The sequence below is a fragment of the Billgrantia desiderata genome, assembly GCF_900108215.1.
Lineage (GTDB): Bacteria > Pseudomonadota > Gammaproteobacteria > Pseudomonadales > Halomonadaceae > Halomonas > Halomonas desiderata.
Genome location: NZ_FNVC01000002.1, coordinates 235,249 through 250,890, shown reverse-complemented (window position 1 = coordinate 250,890; position 15,642 = coordinate 235,249). Strand labels below are relative to the sequence as shown.

12 protein-coding genes are annotated in these 15,642 nt (G+C 62.7%); 1 reads left to right on the top strand and 11 read right to left on the bottom strand.

The window, feature by feature from the left end; all coding sequences use genetic code 11:
- Positions 1–9: 9 nt before the first annotated feature.
- The 11 genes from C4S71_RS03510 to C4S71_RS03460 all read right to left on the bottom strand — a co-directional run bounded on the left by C4S71_RS03510 (position 10) and on the right by C4S71_RS03460 (position 11,803).
- Positions 10–960 carry a glycosyltransferase family A protein gene (locus C4S71_RS03510; protein ID WP_103968218.1) on the bottom strand — a complete coding sequence of 317 codons (951 nt, stop codon included), beginning with the start codon at positions 958–960 and terminating at the stop codon, positions 10–12.
- Positions 961–1,427: 467 nt separating this feature from the next.
- Complete coding sequence (gene sthA / locus C4S71_RS03505; RefSeq protein ID WP_086508722.1) at positions 1,428–2,819, bottom strand: Si-specific NAD(P)(+) transhydrogenase; 1,392 nt, start codon at positions 2,817–2,819, stop codon at positions 1,428–1,430.
- 94 nt (positions 2,820–2,913) lie between these two features.
- Positions 2,914–3,177: a (Na+)-NQR maturation NqrM gene (nqrM, locus tag C4S71_RS03500; protein ID WP_086508721.1), complete on the bottom strand. Its 264-nt coding sequence runs from the start codon at positions 3,175–3,177 to the stop codon at positions 2,914–2,916.
- Positions 3,178–3,194: 17 nt separating this feature from the next.
- A complete protein-coding gene (locus tag C4S71_RS03495) occupies positions 3,195–3,974 on the bottom strand; it encodes a hypothetical protein (protein ID WP_103968217.1) in 780 nt (259 codons plus the stop codon).
- Positions 3,971–5,203, bottom strand: a complete 1,233-nt coding sequence (gene nqrF / locus C4S71_RS03490; RefSeq protein WP_086508719.1) for an NADH:ubiquinone reductase (Na(+)-transporting) subunit F — start codon at positions 5,201–5,203, stop codon at positions 3,971–3,973. Before nqrF ends, C4S71_RS03495 begins: the two co-directional genes overlap by 4 nt.
- A 71-nt stretch (positions 5,204–5,274) precedes the next feature.
- Positions 5,275–5,892 (bottom strand): NADH:ubiquinone reductase (Na(+)-transporting) subunit E, encoded by a 618-nt coding sequence (nqrE, locus tag C4S71_RS03485; protein ID WP_010629072.1) that lies wholly within the window; start codon positions 5,890–5,892, stop codon positions 5,275–5,277.
- A gap of 1 nt (position 5,893) precedes the next feature.
- On the bottom strand, positions 5,894–6,562 hold the full coding sequence (locus C4S71_RS03480; protein WP_010629073.1) for an NADH:ubiquinone reductase (Na(+)-transporting) subunit D: 669 nt from the start codon (positions 6,560–6,562) through the stop codon (positions 5,894–5,896).
- A 9-nt stretch (positions 6,563–6,571) separates the two neighbouring features.
- Positions 6,572–7,384 carry a Na(+)-translocating NADH-quinone reductase subunit C gene (locus C4S71_RS03475; protein ID WP_103968216.1) on the bottom strand — a complete coding sequence of 271 codons (813 nt, stop codon included), beginning with the start codon at positions 7,382–7,384 and terminating at the stop codon, positions 6,572–6,574.
- A complete protein-coding gene (locus tag C4S71_RS03470) occupies positions 7,384–8,610 on the bottom strand; it encodes an NADH:ubiquinone reductase (Na(+)-transporting) subunit B (protein ID WP_086508717.1) in 1,227 nt (408 codons plus the stop codon). Before C4S71_RS03470 ends, C4S71_RS03475 begins: the two co-directional genes overlap by 1 nt.
- A complete protein-coding gene (locus C4S71_RS03465; protein WP_103968215.1) occupies positions 8,610–9,959 on the bottom strand; it encodes a Na(+)-translocating NADH-quinone reductase subunit A in 1,350 nt (449 codons plus the stop codon). Before C4S71_RS03465 ends, C4S71_RS03470 begins: the two co-directional genes overlap by 1 nt.
- Positions 9,960–10,339: 380 nt before the next feature.
- Positions 10,340–11,803 (bottom strand): glyceraldehyde-3-phosphate dehydrogenase, encoded by a 1,464-nt coding sequence (locus C4S71_RS03460; protein WP_103968214.1) that lies wholly within the window; start codon positions 11,801–11,803, stop codon positions 10,340–10,342.
- 232 nt (positions 11,804–12,035) lie between these two features.
- Here C4S71_RS03460 and mfd point away from each other — a divergent pair, with 232 nt between their 5' ends.
- Positions 12,036–15,485, top strand: coding sequence for a transcription-repair coupling factor (gene mfd / locus C4S71_RS03455; protein WP_103968213.1), 3,450 nt, complete (start codon positions 12,036–12,038; stop codon positions 15,483–15,485).
- Positions 15,486–15,642: the final 157 nt, after the last annotated feature.

Here is a 15,642-nt window from a genome sequence, read left to right as displayed (position 1 = left end):
AGTGAGCCTTTATTGGTGATTGGCTACCAGCAAACGAAAATTCTGAAATATGTTTCTGGGCAGCAGCAGCATCAGGCAGTGCAGCAGCTGCTTGACGGAAAGCGCGCTCAGGTAGAGGCTGCCGATATCCTCCGCCACGCCCATGCCATGCATCCGTTTCTCTACGCTCCAGGAGACCAGCTTTCGATTGATTGCCTTTCTCGCGTAGTATGCCTCGCGCCAGGACAACTTCGTCTGAAGTGCAGACAAGGCGTCCCTGGCTGGATGGACATGTGCAAGGTTCTTGATGTCATTGCTGATGCCGCAATGATCGATCTTCCACTGGCTGGTAACCTTTCGGTTGTAATGCGATTTTTCCAAGGTTGCCAGCATTCTGATCCAGTAATAGACATCGCCGCCCCTTCTATACACCCCAGCCGGGAAGCCACCGCTCTCGAGAAACAGCTCTCTATCGATACAGGCCCCATTCATATGGATGTAATCGGAGCGGGAGAATAGTTCGAGACCTTGCCGCCGGGTGATTTCGCCATCATACGGATAAGCCACGGCAGGCTCGACTCTGTCGCCGCGCAACTTGGCGTAGGCATTCACATATAACTTGATCGCCTTGCCCTGGGTACGTTGAATGCTCTGATGAAATTGTGCCAAGTGATCGGATGAACAGCAGTCATCGGCATCCTGGAACAGCAGCCATTTACCCCTTGCCAGGCGTGCGCCATGGTTCCTAGCCGCGTAGCCACCGGGGCCAGGCTGTTGACGACGGTATAAACGAATCTTTCCCAGCGCCTGGTACTGCTCCAATAGCTCCATCGAGCCGTCGGTCGACCCGTCATCTACGACGACGATCTCGAAATTCTTGAAAGTTTGCGAAAACAGGGAGCCAAACGCTTCTTCGAGGTATTTCCGCTTGTTGTAAACCGGCACCACCACGGTGAATAAAGGGCTATCAGTAGACGGCATGAGTGTCTCCAGTGGTCACGACAATAACTGGCTGTGCATGACCTTGTGCTCCTTGGTAGCCGCGATCAGGCCCGTTTCCTTTCATCTCCTTGACACGCTACCGCCCGGGAGTCATCAGGCATTCTCCTTGCCTTGTATTTGCCGTATCGTCTTGCGCTGGCAGCGTTCTGCCGACCAGAACGGCCGCTATCCTTGAACAATTCTTTCAGATACATAAGATCACATAGCTTGCTCGCGGCTGCGTATATCATTTTTCTCATGCTTTTTCGTCATCATGCGGCTATGCCGGAGAGGGATGCCTCGTTCATCTTCACCGAAGTTTCGGTGAACAAGGAGCCAGGAGAAGAGCCGTTAAAAGGGCAAAAAGGATTGCGCAAGTACGACATGTAGGCACAAAAAAGCGCCGGTCTTTTCAACCGGCGCGAATTAGTAATCTCGTAAGGTGGTATGGGCCAGAGGGTAGAAACTCAGAAAACCCGATTCAGCCCGTTCTGCGCCGCGACCCGGTACGCTTCCGCCATGGTCGGGTAGTTGAACGTGGTGTTGACGAAGTACTTCAGGGTGTTGGCCTCGCCTTTCTGCTGCATCACGGCCTGGCCGATGTGCACGATCTCGGAAGCCTGGTCACCGAAGCAGTGGATACCGTAGATCTCCAGCGTGTCCTGATGGAAGAGGATCTTCAGCATGCCCACCGTGTCGCCGGTGATCTGAGCCCGTGCGGTATCCTTGAAGAAGGCCTGGGCCACCTCATAGGGCACCTTGGCCTCGGTCAGTTCACGCTCGGTTCTGCCGAAGGAGCTGATCTCGGGAATGGTATAGATACCCGTCGGCACCTCATTGACGAAGCGGTAGTCCCGTTCGAGCAGTTCGTCGCAGGCATTTAGCCCCTGGTCGTAGGCGGCACTGGCCAGGCTGGGCCAGCCGATCACGTCGCCGGCGGCATAGATGTGCGGAATGGCGGTGCGGTAGTGGTCATCCACCTGCAGCTGACCGCGCCCGTTGGCCTCCAGGCCGATGTTCTCGAGCCCCAGCTCGTCGGTATTGCCGGTACGCCCGTTGGCCCACAGGAAGGCATCGGCACGCAGCTTCTTGCCCGACTTCAAATAGACCACGACGCCGGACTCGTCCCCTTCGACGCGCTCGTACTCCTCGTTGTGGCGGATGAGCACGCCATGCTTGCGTAGATGGTAGGAGAGCGCATCGGAGATCTCGTCATCGAGGAAGGAGAGCAGCCGGTCGCGGTTGTTGATCAGGTCGACCTTGACGCCCAGCCCCGAGAAGATGGAGGCATACTCGCAGCCGATCACACCGGCACCGAAGATCACCAGCGTACGCGGCGTATGCGAGAGGCTAAGTATGGTATCGGAATCGTAGATGCGGGGATGGCGGAAATTGATGTCGGCCGGGCGATAGGGGCGCGAGCCGGTGGCGATGATGATCTTCTGCGCCACCAGCTCTTCCAGCGCCTCCTGGCGGTCGCGAACGAGCAGGGTATGCTCGTCCTTGAAGCGCGCCACGCCGCTGTAGAGATCGATACGGTTGCGGGCATAGAACTTGGTGCGCATCTCGACCTGTTGGTCGATGGTCATACGCGAGCGCTCCATGACCTTGGGAAAGGAGAACCAGCGTGGCTCGCCGATATCGCGGAACATGCGGTTGGTATTGAACTGCATGATCTGCTTGACCTGATGGCGAAGCGCCTTGGAGGGTATCGTGCCCCAATGGGTGCAGTTGCCCCCGAGAACGGGCTGCTTCTCCACGACCGCAACCCGCTTGCCGTGCTTGGCTGCATTGATGGCGGCACTCTCGCCGGCCGGTCCGGTACCGATCACCACCACGTCGTAGTTATGGACTGCCATGGGCTCTTGCATCTCCTTTCCCTTGTTGATGTCGGGTGCCGGCTTTCACCTGTCGCTATGACTCGACGCCATGTGGTGAGCGGCACGTAGCGGCTCAACGGCGAGTGGCATCGTAGCCGAGATCAGCGCCGCGACTCTCATCGCTCCTGCGGCGGGCACTGGCCTGCCCCTTGCGCTTGCGGTTCTCCTCCTCGCAGACTTCATCCTTGCCGCCGCAGATGTCGCACCCCTCCTTGAGACCCAGCCTGTTGAGGCCGCCGCAGGAGCCGGCGATGGGCTTGCGCCCCAGAATCACACCGATGGCCATGGCGGCCATGATCAACAGCATGAAGCCCAGAACGACGAGAAAAGTACTCATAGGGTAGCTCCTGGCGGCTAACGGACGAGCCAAGGCTCGAGCGCCGCGGTGTGATGAATTTCAATGCCCTGTGGTCTCTTGACAACAACCTTGGCCGCGCTATCCAGCTCATCGGCCAGCCGTATGGCCTCTTCGGGCCCGGCGTGGATCAGCAGACTGGCTTCTCGCATGGCCGTGCCGGCATCCGCTGCGATGACGCTCACGGAAAGCGGCGTCGCCGGAGTGACGAGGGGAGCGGCGGCCTCCTGCTGCACGAAGCGATGCACCAGCGCGGCGTCCTGCAGGCGCACATGACGCGCGCCTTCAGGCCCTGGCAGGCCGGGCTGCTCCAGCGAAAGACGCCAGGCACCGGCGGGTGGCGTGCCCAAACCCCGCATTACCCCGCCAACCTCGACCAGCACGGCGGCAGGAGCAATGGCGTGGTGACCGAGCCACAGCGTCAGACGGTCGACGGCTAGCGCATGGAAGCGGCGATCCACCTCATGTTGCAGCGCCACTGAAGGCGCCACCCAGAACGGCGCGAATGCGGCAACGCTGGCTCTGATCAGAACCTCACGCTGCGCTTCGAGATTTGCCAATTCACCTTGTATGCCGGCTTCGATCTCGGCGGCCTGTCCCGCTCCGAGGTCGGCATAGAGGGTGATATGGTAGCCCGTTCCCAGAGCCGTACCCTGATAGAGTTGCTCGTCGACCTGTTGGCGGCAGGCACTGAGCAGGAAGGATGACAGCATGAGAAAGAACAGGGCCGGCCCGTAGAGGGCCAGCCCGGAGAGTCGCCCGTGGGCGAACCGCATCATCCGCCAAAGTCGTCCAGCAGGATGTTTTCGGGTTCCACACCCAGATCGAGCAGCATCTTGATCACCGACGCGTTCATCATGGGCGGTCCACACATGTAGTACTCGCAGTCCTCGGGGGCCGGGTGGTCCTTGAGGTAGTTCTCGTACAGCACGTTGTGGATGAACCCTGTCGGCCCGGTCCAGTTGTCCTCGGGCAGCGGATCCGACAGTGCCAGATGCCACTCGAAGTTGGGGAACTCCTCGGCCAGCTGGTCGTACTCCTCGTTGTAGAAGGTCTCGCGCCAGGAGCGCGCACCGTACCAGAAGGAGATCTTGCGCTTGGAGTGCAGGCGCTTGAGCTGGTCGAAGATGTGGCTACGCATCGGGGCCATGCCCGCACCGCCACCGACGAACACCATCTCGGCGTCGGTGTCCTTGGCGAAGAACTCGCCGAAGGGCCCCATCACGGTGACCTTGTCGCCCGGCTTCAGGTTGAAGACGTAGGTCGACATCAGGCCCGGCGGATGGTTGGTGCCGGGAGGCGGTGTGGCGATACGGATGTTGAACTTGAGGATGCCCTTCTCTTCGGGGTAGTTCGCCATGGAGTAAGCGCGAATGACTTCCTCGTTGTTCTTGTGGGAGATCTTGAACAGATCGAACTTCTCCCAGTCCCCACGATACTCCTCCTCGATATCGAAGTCGGAGAACTTGATGTCGTAGGGCGGCGCCACCAGCTGAACGTAACCGCCGGCACGGAAGTCGACGTTCTCGCCCTCGGGCAGCTTGAGGTTGAGCTCCTTGATGAAGGTCGCCACGTTGGGGTTGGAGATGACCTCGCACTCCCACTTCTTGACGCCGAAGACCTCTTCGGGAACCTCGACCTTCATGTCCTGCTTCACCGGTACCTGACAGGAGAGGCGCCAGCCCTCCTTCTTCTCGCGCATGGTGAAGTGGGATTCCTCGGTGGGCAGGATGGCGCCGCCACCCTCTTCCACGCGGCACTTGCACTGGGCACAGGAGCCGCCGCCGCCGCAGGCGGACGACAGGAAGATACCGTTGGCCGCCAGCGTGTTGAGCAGTTTGCCACCGGCCTGGGTAGTAATGGTGTGCTCCGGGTCGCCGTTGACTTCGATGGTCACGTCCCCGGTGCTCACGAGCTTGCTACGGGCGGCCAGGATCACCAGGACAAGGCCGATGACGACCGCGGTGAACATGAACACACCGAGCAAGATGACAGTTGTTCCAACCATGTCGGTTTCCTATTTGCTGTGAGTAACCTGCACTCCGGCGATGCCTGGCATCGCCGGAGACGCACCCTGGCTCAGAGCTGGATGCCGGAGAAGGACATGAAGCCCAGCGACATCAGACCCACGGTGATGAAGGTGATGCCAAGGCCCTGCAGGCCACCCGGCACATCGCTGTACTTGAGCTTCTCGCGCAGACCTGCCAGGGCGGTGATCGCCAGTGCCCAGCCCACGCCCGAGCCGAGGCCGTAGACCACGGACTCGCCGAAGCCGTAGTTACGCTCGACCATGAACAGCACGCCACCGAGGATGGCACAGTTCACGGTGATCAGCGGCAGGAACACACCCAGCGCGTTGTAGAGCACCGGTACGTACTTGTCTAGGAACATCTCGAGGATCTGCACCAGTGCGGCGATGACGCCGATGTAGGAGAGCAGACCCAGGAACGACAGGTCGATGTTCTCGGCGCCGGCGATGCCGGTCCAGGTCAACGCACCTTCGGCCAGCAGCGCGTTGTAGATCACGTTGTTGACCGGCACCGAGATGGTCAGTACCACGATGACCGCAATGCCCAGACCGAAGGCCGCCGAGACCTTCTTGGACACGGCCAGGAAGGTACACATGCCGAGGAAGAACGCCAGGGCCAGGTTCTCGACGAAGACCGAGGCGACGAAAAGGCTAATATAGTGCTCCATGTTACACAGCCTCCTTCGGCTCGGTGTTGTGCTTCATCTTGAACTCGTTGGCCTCGACCTGTTCCGGGTGCATACCGCGGATTGCCCAGATCAGCAGACCTATGATGAAGAACGCCGACGGCGGCAGCAGCAGCAGACCGTTGGGCACGTACCAGCCACCGTTCTGCACCGTCTCGAGCACGGTGAAGCCGAACACGCTGCCGGAGCCGAACAGTTCACGTACGAAGCCGACCAGCATCAGGATCAGGCCATAGCCCAGACCGTTGCCGATGCCGTCCAGGAACGACAGTCCCGGCGTGTTCTGCATGGCGAAGCCCTCGGCACGACCCATCACGATACAGTTGGTGATGATCAGGCCGACGAACACCGACAGCTGCTTGGACATCTCGTAGGCGAAGGCCTTGAGTACCTGATCCACCACGATGACCAGCGAAGCGATGATGGTCATCTGCACGATGATGCGGATGGACGACGGAATGTGCTGACGAATCAGCGAGACGAACAGGTTCGAGAACGCACAGACGAAGATTACCGCCAGGGTCATGACCAGCGACACGCTCATGCTGGTGGTCACGGCCAGGGCCGAACAGATGCCAAGCACCTGCAGGGCGATGGGGTTGTTCCTCGTCAGCGGCGTCGTGAGAACGCTCTTGGGAGTAACGGCTGACATGATCGCTCCTTAAGCTTCAGCTTCGAGTTCGACATCGGCTTCCTGAGCATCCTCCGGCTCGATTCCGGTACGGAATCTTGCCAGATACTCACCGAAGCCTTCCGGGCTCAGCCAGAACTGCAGCATGTTGGTCACACCATTGGCGGTCAGGGTAGCACCTGACAGACCGTCCACCTGGTGATCGCCGGTGCCGCTGCCGCGCGCCACACGAATGGCCGGGGTCACGCTCTCTTCGTCGGCGAAGATGCGCTTGCCTTCCCACTGTGCCTGCCAGCGCGGGTTGTTGACCTCGGCGCCGAGTCCGGGCGTTTCGCTGTGCTCGTAGTAGGTGATACCGACGATGGTGTTACCGTCGCCCTCGATGGACATGTAACCCCGCATCAGCCCCCACAGGCCCTGGCCGCGAATCGGCAGGATGATCTGCTCGGGGTTTTCGGGGTCACCCACCAGGTAGACGGTAGCGAAGTTCTCGACGCGGGTCAGGCCGGCGATGTCGCGATCGCCCGACAGGGTACGACCGGTAGCCGGATCGCGAGCCGCCTGGAAGTGGTCGAAGGTCTCCGCATCGAACTCGTCGGTGTACTCACCGGTACGCATGTCCACCACACGCGGCGTGATCTCGGCAAAGGCCGCTTCCACGTCGATGCCCGGCTCGTGGAGATTGGCCACGCGCAGGATGTTGGTCTTGCGGTCGAGTTCCACGTTGAGCTGCTGCATGGGACGCAGCGCCACCGCAGCGGTGGAGACGATGACGGAACACACGATGCAGAGTGCGAACGCCACCGTCAGAATCTTCTTGATGGAGTTGTTGCTCTGGGCCATCAGGCAGTCTCCTCGGCCGGCACACCGGTGCGCTGCATACGGCGCTTGATGTTGGCCTGAACAAAGAAGTGGTCGATCAGCGGGGCAAACAGGTTGGCGAACAGGATCGCCAGCATGATGCCTTCAGGGAATGCCGGGTTCACCACACGGATGAGCACGGTCATGATGCCGATCAGGACACCGAAGATGAGTCGTCCCTGGTTGGTCATGGAGGCCGATACCGGATCGGTGGCCATGAACACCATGCCGAAGGCGAAGCCGCCGATCACCAGATGCCAGTACCAGGGCATGGCGAACATCGGATTGGTGTCGGAGCCGATCAGGTTGAAGAGCGCACTGGTCGCGACCATGCCGAGGAAGCAACCCAGCATGATTCGCCACGAGGCTATCTTGGTCCATAGTAGCACCGCCGCCCCGATGAATATCGCCAGCGTCGACACCTCACCTACCGAGCCGGGCACGAAGCCGATGAAGGCGTCCCACCAGCTGTACTGGCTGGTCAGATCGGCCATGCTCTCCTGGAAGGCGATGGACAGCGGAGTCGCACCGGTGAAGCCATCGGCGGCCACCCACACGGCGTCACCCGAGATCTGCGCCGGATAGGCGAAGTAGAGGAAGGCACGGCCGGTCAGCGCCGGGTTGAGGAAGTTCTTGCCGGTACCGCCGAAGATCTCCTTGCCGATCACCACGCCGAAGGTGATGCCGAGCGCCACCTGCCACAGCGGGATGGTGGCCGGCAGGATCAGGGCATAGAGAACGGAGGTGACGAAGAAGCCTTCGTTGACCTCATGGCCGCGCTTGACGGCGAAGACCACTTCCCAGAACCCGCCGACCGCGAAGGTCACCAGGTAGATGGGCAGGAAGTAGGTCGCACCGAGCACGAAGTTGGCCCACAGGCTGTCCGGATTGTGGCCACCGGCCAGGGTCATCAGAATCGCTTCGCGCCAGCCGCCCATGGAGGCATAACCATCGGCGATCGCCATGTTGGCCATCCAGCCGGCGTTCCACATGCCGAAGAACATGGCCGGGAAGGTACACAGCCACACGGTGATCATGATGCGCTTCAGGTCGACGCCGTCACGCACGTGAGCCGTGGTCTTGGTCACGCTCGGCGGCGCATAGAAGATGGTGTCGACCGCTTCGTAGAGCGGATACCACTTCTCGTACTTGCCACCCTTGTGGAAATGCGGTTCGAGATTGTCGAGTGTCTGTCGGATACCCATCATCAGGCCTCTTTCTCGATCATGGTGAGGTTGTCACGCAGGATGGGACCGTATTCATACTTGCCCGGGCACACGTAGGTGCACAGCGCCAGGTCCTCTTCGTCCAGCTCCAGGCATCCGAGCTGCATGGCCACCTCGATGTCACCGACGATCAGCGAGCGCAGCAGCTGGGTCGGCAGAATATCCAACGGCATCACCTCCTCGTAGACGCCTACCGGTACCATGGCCCGCTCGGAGCCGTTGGTGGAGGTATTGGGCGCGTAGTTGGAGAGTCCCTTGAACTTCGACAGGTAGATGCCCAGCACCGAGTGGCGATTGACGCCCGGCGAGAGCCAGCCCATGAAGGCGCGCTTGTTGCCCTCTTCGAGCAGGGTCACCTGGTTGTGGAAGCGGCCCAGATAGCGCAACCCGCCTTCCGCTGTGAATCCGGAGAACACCGAACCGGAGATCACCCGCGTACTCTCGGGTTGGAGGATTTCACCGGCCAACAGTTCCTCGGTGCTGGCACCGACTCGCGTACGCAGCAGTCGCGGCTTCTCGGCCCGCGGGCCGCCCACTGCCACCACGCGGCTGGTTTCGATCCGACCTTCCACGAACAGCTTGCCGAAGGCGATCACGTCCTGGTAACCGATGTGCCACACCTTCTTGTGCAGCGCGACCGGCGACAGGTAGTGAATGTGGGTCCCGACCAGGCCCGCCGGATGAGGACCGGCGAAGGTCTCGACCTGCACGCCCTTGACGTCGCCACCGGGAATCGGCGCATTGGGCGCGGTGCACAGGTACACCTTGCCATTGGTCAGCCGCGCCAGCACCTTGAGACCATCCTCGAACGCCTCGGGCTGCTCGTTGATGATGTCGGCGGGATTGGGGCTCAGCGGATGCGTATCGATGGCGGTGACGAAGATGTCGACCGGCACGCCGTCGATGGCCGGTGTACGCGAGAAGGGACGCGTGCGCAGCGCGGTCCACAGCCCCGACTCGACCAGTTGATCGACCACGACCTGGCGATCCAGGCTCTCGAGTGCGTTGCGGCCATGAGCCGTGAACTCGACCGCTTCTTCGCTCTCGTCGATCTTGATCACCACGGAGAGCAGCTTGCGCTTTTCGCCGCGATTGATGGCGATGACTTCACCGGCCGCCGGGGCCGTGAAGCGTACGCCTTCGTTCTTCTTGTCGGTGAAGAGGAGTTGGCCCAGTTTCACCTTGTCCCCTTCCCGGACCTCCATGGTCGGCTTCATGCCGACGTAGTCGGTGCCCAGGATAGCCACGTGACGCACGGCTCGCGCATCCTCGATGCGCGGCTCGGGCGTCCCCATGATGGGGAGATCCAGGCCTTTCTTGACTTCGATCATAGTCTCGCCCAGTTGATGGATCGGAAATGCGAAGGAAAGGGGTTCGAATGGATTCGAATTCTTGTTGAGTCAGTACGTTACCAGTCAGGCCCGAAGGCATTTCGGACCACCCCGAAAAAATCCCCGGTATTATAAAGACAAGCGCGACCAAAGGCCACACGGCCTAAGGTCGCAAAAGGGGTAACGAAGCCGCTCGGCGCCTGCCTCGAGAAGGGTTCAAAAGGCGTTGAAAGACGCTCGTTTCAAGAGGTTCAAGCAGCCTCGAAGACACCGGCCGGCACCTGGGTGGCACCGGCCGACGTGAAATGAAGGTGACTCAGGTCAGAAATTCCCGACCCGCCGGGTCGGGAATATGGTCGTACCGCTCCGAGTCGCCTGGTTCAAGCCTGAGTTCGGGGCAGCTTGAGGAAATGCACGTTGGAGATGTGCTGCAGGATGCGCACCACCTGGCAGCTGTAGCCGAACTCGTTGTCGTACCAGACATACAGCACCGCCTGCCTGCCGTTGGCGATGGTCGCCTTGGCGTCGACGATACCGGCATGGCGGTTGCCGACGAAGTCCGACGACACCACCTCGGGCGAGTCGACGTAGTCGATCTGCTTCTGGTAGGAGGAGTCGATCGACATGCGGCGCAGATAGTCGTTGAGCGCCTCGGCGTCGGTCTCGCGCCCCAGGGTCAGGTTGAGGATGGCCATGGAGACGTTGGGGATCGGCACGCGAATGGCATTGCCGGTCAGCTTGCCGCCGAGTTCGGGCAGCGCCTTGGCTACCGCCTTGGCGGCCCCGGTCTCGGTCAGCACCATGTTGAGTGGCGCGCTGCGACCGCGGCGATCGCCCTTGTGGTAGTTGTCGATCAGGTTCTGGTCGTTGGTGTAGGCGTGCACCGTCTCGACGTGACCGGTCTCGATGCCGTACTCGTCGTTGAGTACCTTGAGCACCGGCACGATGGCGTTGGTGGTACAGGATGCCGCCGAGAGGATGGTGTCGTCCGTGGCGATGTCGCCGTGGTTGATGCCGAACACGATGTTCTTGATGTTGCCCTTGCCCGGTGCGGTGAGCAGCGCCTTGGACACGCCCTTGCACTCCAGGTGCTGACCGAGGCCCGCCTCGTCGCGCCAGATGCCGGTGTTGTCGACCACCACGGCGTTGTCGATGCCATAGGCGGTATAGTCGATGTCGCTCGGCTTGTCGGCGTAGATCACCTGGATGACGTTGCCGTTGGCGGTAATGGTGCGCGCCTCGTAGTCGACGCTGATGGTGCCGTCGAAGGGGCCGTGGACGGAGTCGCGACGCAGCAGGCTGGCACGCTTCTCGAGGTCCTTGGCGATGTCGCCACGGCCGCGCACGACGATGGCGCGCAGACGCAGCAGGTTGCCGCCGCCGGCCTTCTCCACCAGCACCCGTGCCAGCAAACGGCCGATGCGGCCGAAGCCGTAGAGCACCACGTCCTTGGACCGACCGTTGTTGCCATTGGGGTCGTGGGCATCGACGATCTCGGCGAGCTCTTCGCGCAGGAAGGCCTTGGCGTCACCGCCGCCGCGCTTCTTGAAGGCCACGCCCAGCTTGCCCACGTCGACGTGAGCCGGCCCCAGGTTGAGTTCGGTCATGGCCTGGACGAGCGGCAGGGTGTCCTGCACCGAGAGTTCGGTGCCCTCAACCTTCCTGACGAAACGGTGGTCCTTCAGGATACGGATCACCGAGCGGTTGAACAGCGAGCGCCCGTAAAGGGTGGTGACCACGTTGTTGTGACGATACAGACTGCCGATCAGGGGGATCATTTGCTCGGCAAGCGCCTGATTGTCGTGCCATTCCTGGAAGACGGTCTCGAGGGGTTGCTGACTCACGTGAAGCCTCTCTGGTAATCGGGAATTCCTATTCATTATCCCGTCCGGGTTCGTGGGGGGCAATCGCAGGATGGTCGCAGGCGCTGTAGGGGTATTACAGAAAACGCAGGTTGACTACAAGCATCGCATCGGGCTGGTATGATCCCACACCGACTGCATGCCGCCGCTTCATTCGGCATGGCGAATGCCGCGAAGGCCGCACACACGAACGACGATACGTCCCGACACCATCATGCCCAAATTCTCGTTGCTCGACCCGCCCCGCCCTGCCGGGACCCGCGAAACCCTCTACTGGCAGACGCCGCCCGGCAGCGCGGCGGCGCTGGCGCTGGCTCATCTGGCCGACGATGAGCCGCTGCTGGTGGTGACCCCGGACACCGCCAGCGCTCAGCGCCTCGAGGACGACCTGCGCTTCTACGCCAGCGTACCGGTGCTGCCCTTTCCCGACTGGGAGACGCTGCCCTACGACAGCTTCTCGCCGCACCAGGACATCGTCTCGGAACGCCTGCGCACGCTGCGCCGGCTGCAGGACGGCGAGCACGGCATCGTGCTGGTACCGATCAACACGCTCATGCAGCGCCTGCCGCCGGTGGACTACATCGCCGGCCGGGTGCTCACCCTCGAGGTGGGCATGCGGCTCGATCGCGAAGGCTTTCGCGACAGCCTGTCGCGGGCCGGCTACCGGGCCGTGGAGACGGTCTACGAGCCCGGCGAGTACGCTCTGCGCGGCGCCTTGATCGACCTCTACCCCATGGGCAGCGAAAGTCCGCTGCGCATCGACCTGTTCGACGACGAGGTCGATACCCTGCGCAGCTTCGATCCCGACACCCAGCGCAGCCAGGACAAGGTCGAGCGGGTCGAGCTGCTGCCGGCTCACGAATACTCCCTGTCGCGCAGCGCCATCGCTTGCTTCCGCGAGGGCTTCGAGACGCTGTTCGACGTCGACCCGCGCCAGTGCCCGCTCTACGTCGACGCCTTGAAGGGCATCCCCTCGCCCGGCCTGGAGCAGTACCTGCCGCTGTTCTTCGAAGAGACGGCGACCCTGTTCGAGCACCTGGCCGAGGGCACCCGGGTGGCCCTGCTGCCCGACGTCTTCAGCGCCGCCGAGCATCACTGGGCCGCCATCGAGAGCCGCTTTGAAAACCTCGGCGTCGACCCGACCCGCCCGCTGCTGCCGCCCCATCGCGCCTTCGTGCCGGTCACGGAGATCTTCGCCGCCATCAAGCGCCACCCGCGCATCGAGTTGAGCGACGACCCCGAACGGCGGCACGTGCATCCAGGCGCCGCACAGGCTCTGCCGCAAGTGGCGGTCAACGCCCGCGCCAAGCAGCCGCTGGCGGCGCTCGAACGCTTTCTCGCCGAGCACGGCGACACCCGGGTGCTGTTCGTCGCCGAGTCACGCGGCCGCCGCGAGGCCCTGGAAGAGACGCTCGCCCCGCTGCAGCTGACGCTGCCCCATGTCGCCGGCTTCGACGCCTTTCAAGACAGCACGGCGCGACTGGCCGTCACCGAAGGCGAGCTCAGCGCCGGGCTGTGGCTGGAGCAACCCGACCTTGCCGTGATCAGCGAGACGGAGCTGTTCGGCGACGTGGTACGCCAGAGTCGTCGCCGCGAGAAGGCCACCGACATGGGCGAGCTGGCCATTCGCCATCTGGCCGAGCTGCGCCCGGGGGCTCCGGTGGTACATCAGACCCACGGCGTGGGCCGCTACCGCGGCCTGGAGCGGCTCGAGGCCGGCGGTCAGGCGGCGGAGTTCGTGGCGCTGGAGTACGCCGACGGCGCCAAGCTCTACGTGCCGGTGGACAACCTGCATCTGATCTCGCGCTACGCCGGTGCCGACGACGAGCTCGCCCCGCTGCACCGGCTGGGCTCCGAGCAGTGGGACAAGGCGCGGCGCAAGGCGGCAGAGAAGATCCGCGACACCGCCGCCGAGCTGCTCGACGTCTACGCCCGCCGCGAGGCCCGGGAAGGCTTCGCCTGCGCCCTGCCCGACGAGGAGTATGCCCGCTTCTCCGCCACCTTCCCGTTCGAGGAGACCCCGGATCAGCGCGCCGCCATCGCTGCCGTGATTGGCGACATGACCGCCCCTCGCCCGATGGATCGCGTGGTGTGCGGCGACGTCGGCTTCGGCAAGACCGAGGTGGCCATGCGTGCGGCCTTCCTCGCCGTGCATTCGGGGCGTCAGGTGGTGGTGCTGGTACCCACCACCCTGCTCGCCCGCCAGCACTACGAGAACTTCCGCGACCGTTTCGCCGATACCGCGGTACAGATCGAGCTGATCTCGCGCTTCACCGCGGGCAAGGGTCAGGCGGAGGCACTCGAGCGCATCGAGAGCGGCAAGGCCGACATCGTGATCGGCACCCACAAGCTGCTGTCGAAATCGATGAAGTTGCCCAACATGGGGCTGCTGATCATCGACGAGGAGCACCGCTTCGGCGTCGCTCAGAAGGAGCGGCTCAAGGAGCTGCGTGCCGAGGTCGACATCCTCACGCTCACCGCCACGCCGATACCGCGTACGCTCAACATGGCCATGAGCGGCATCCGCGATCTGTCGATCATCGCCACGCCCCCGGCCCGACGCCTGTCGGTGAAGACCTTCGTCCAGCAGCGTGACGAGTCGATCATCAAGGAAGCGATCCTGCGCGAGATCCTTCGCGGCGGCCAGGTCTACTACCTGCACAACGAGGTCAGGACCATCGAAACCGCCGCCGAGACGATCCGCTCGCTGGTTCCCGAGGCCCGCGTGGCGGTAGCCCATGGCCAACTGCCCGAACGCGCCCTGGAGCGCGTCATGTCGGACTTCTACCACAAGCGCTACAACGTGCTGGTGTGCTCCACCATCATCGAGACCGGCATCGACGTGCCCAGCGCCAACACCATCGTCATCGAGCGTGCCGACAAGTTCGGCCTGGCCCAGCTGCATCAGCTGCGCGGCCGTGTGGGCCGCAGCCATCACCAGGCCTACGCCTACCTGCTCGCCCCACCGCCACGGGCCATGACCAAGGACGCCGTCAAGCGCCTGGAGGCCATCGCTGCCGCCGACGACCTCGGCGCCGGCTTCACCCTGGCCAGCCACGACATGGAGATCCGCGGCGCCGGCGAACTGCTCGGCGAGGAGCAGAGCGGCCAGATGGAGGCCATCGGCTATACCCTCTACATGGAAATGCTCGACCGCGCGGTGGCCGCCATTCGTGCCGGCAAGACACCCAACATCGAAACCCCGCTGAACGAAGGGGTCGAGGTCAGCCTCAACCTGCCGGCGCTGATTCCCGACGACTATCTGCCCGACGTGCAGCAGCGCCTGGTAATGTACAAGCGCATCGCCAGTGCCGCCGACGAAGCCGAGCTCAAGGAGCTGCAGGTGGAGATGATCGACCGCTTCGGCCTGCTGCCGGCGCCGGTCAAGACCCTGATGCGCCAGACCCGCCTGCGTCAACGCGCCGAGCGGCTGGGCATCGTGCGTCTCGAGGCCGGCACCGAGCGCGGACGGGTGATCTTCGGCGGCCAGACCCGGGTCGATCCGCTGGTGCTGGTCAAGCTGATTCAGGCCGAGCCGCAGCGCTATCGGCTCGACGGCGCCGATACCTTGCGCTTCGAGGCGGCGATGGAAAAGGAAGAGGAGCGCTTCCAGGCCGTGGAACAACTGCTCGACGTGCTCAACCGCAAGGCCCAAGCCGCCTGACCAGGGCGGCGTTAGCCACCTAGACAAGCGCACCAGGACTCCCCCATCGCGCGGGAACGCTATACTATGCGTAGGTGTCCAATCGCAGCCTTGACACGAACCCGGCGCCAAGAACCGAAAGGCGCGTGACCGTTGCCGAATGCCGTGGTATGTCTGG

What these genes read in the sequence shown, in the direction of transcription:
- C4S71_RS03510 (WP_103968218.1), bottom strand. Translation starts at nt 960, where the DNA reads ATGCCGTCTACTGATAGCCCTTTATTCACCGTGGTGGTGCCGGTTTAC.
- C4S71_RS03495 (WP_103968217.1), bottom strand. Translation starts at nt 3,974, where the DNA reads ATGATGCGGTTCGCCCACGGGCGACTCTCCGGGCTGGCCCTCTACGGG.
- C4S71_RS03470 (WP_086508717.1), bottom strand. Translation starts at nt 8,610, where the DNA reads ATGATGGGTATCCGACAGACACTCGACAATCTCGAACCGCATTTCCAC.
- C4S71_RS03465 (WP_103968215.1), bottom strand. Translation starts at nt 9,959, where the DNA reads ATGATCGAAGTCAAGAAAGGCCTGGATCTCCCCATCATGGGGACGCCC.
- C4S71_RS03475 (WP_103968216.1), bottom strand. Translation starts at nt 7,384, where the DNA reads ATGGCCCAGAGCAACAACTCCATCAAGAAGATTCTGACGGTGGCGTTC.
- sthA (WP_086508722.1), bottom strand. Translation starts at nt 2,819, where the DNA reads ATGGCAGTCCATAACTACGACGTGGTGGTGATCGGTACCGGACCGGCC.
- nqrE (WP_010629072.1), bottom strand. Translation starts at nt 5,892, where the DNA reads ATGGAGCACTATATTAGCCTTTTCGTCGCCTCGGTCTTCGTCGAGAAC.
- nqrF (WP_086508719.1), bottom strand. Translation starts at nt 5,203, where the DNA reads ATGGTTGGAACAACTGTCATCTTGCTCGGTGTGTTCATGTTCACCGCG.
- nqrM (WP_086508721.1), bottom strand. Translation starts at nt 3,177, where the DNA reads ATGAGTACTTTTCTCGTCGTTCTGGGCTTCATGCTGTTGATCATGGCC.
- mfd (WP_103968213.1), top strand. Translation starts at nt 12,036, where the DNA reads ATGCCCAAATTCTCGTTGCTCGACCCGCCCCGCCCTGCCGGGACCCGC.
- C4S71_RS03480 (WP_010629073.1), bottom strand. Translation starts at nt 6,562, where the DNA reads ATGTCAGCCGTTACTCCCAAGAGCGTTCTCACGACGCCGCTGACGAGG.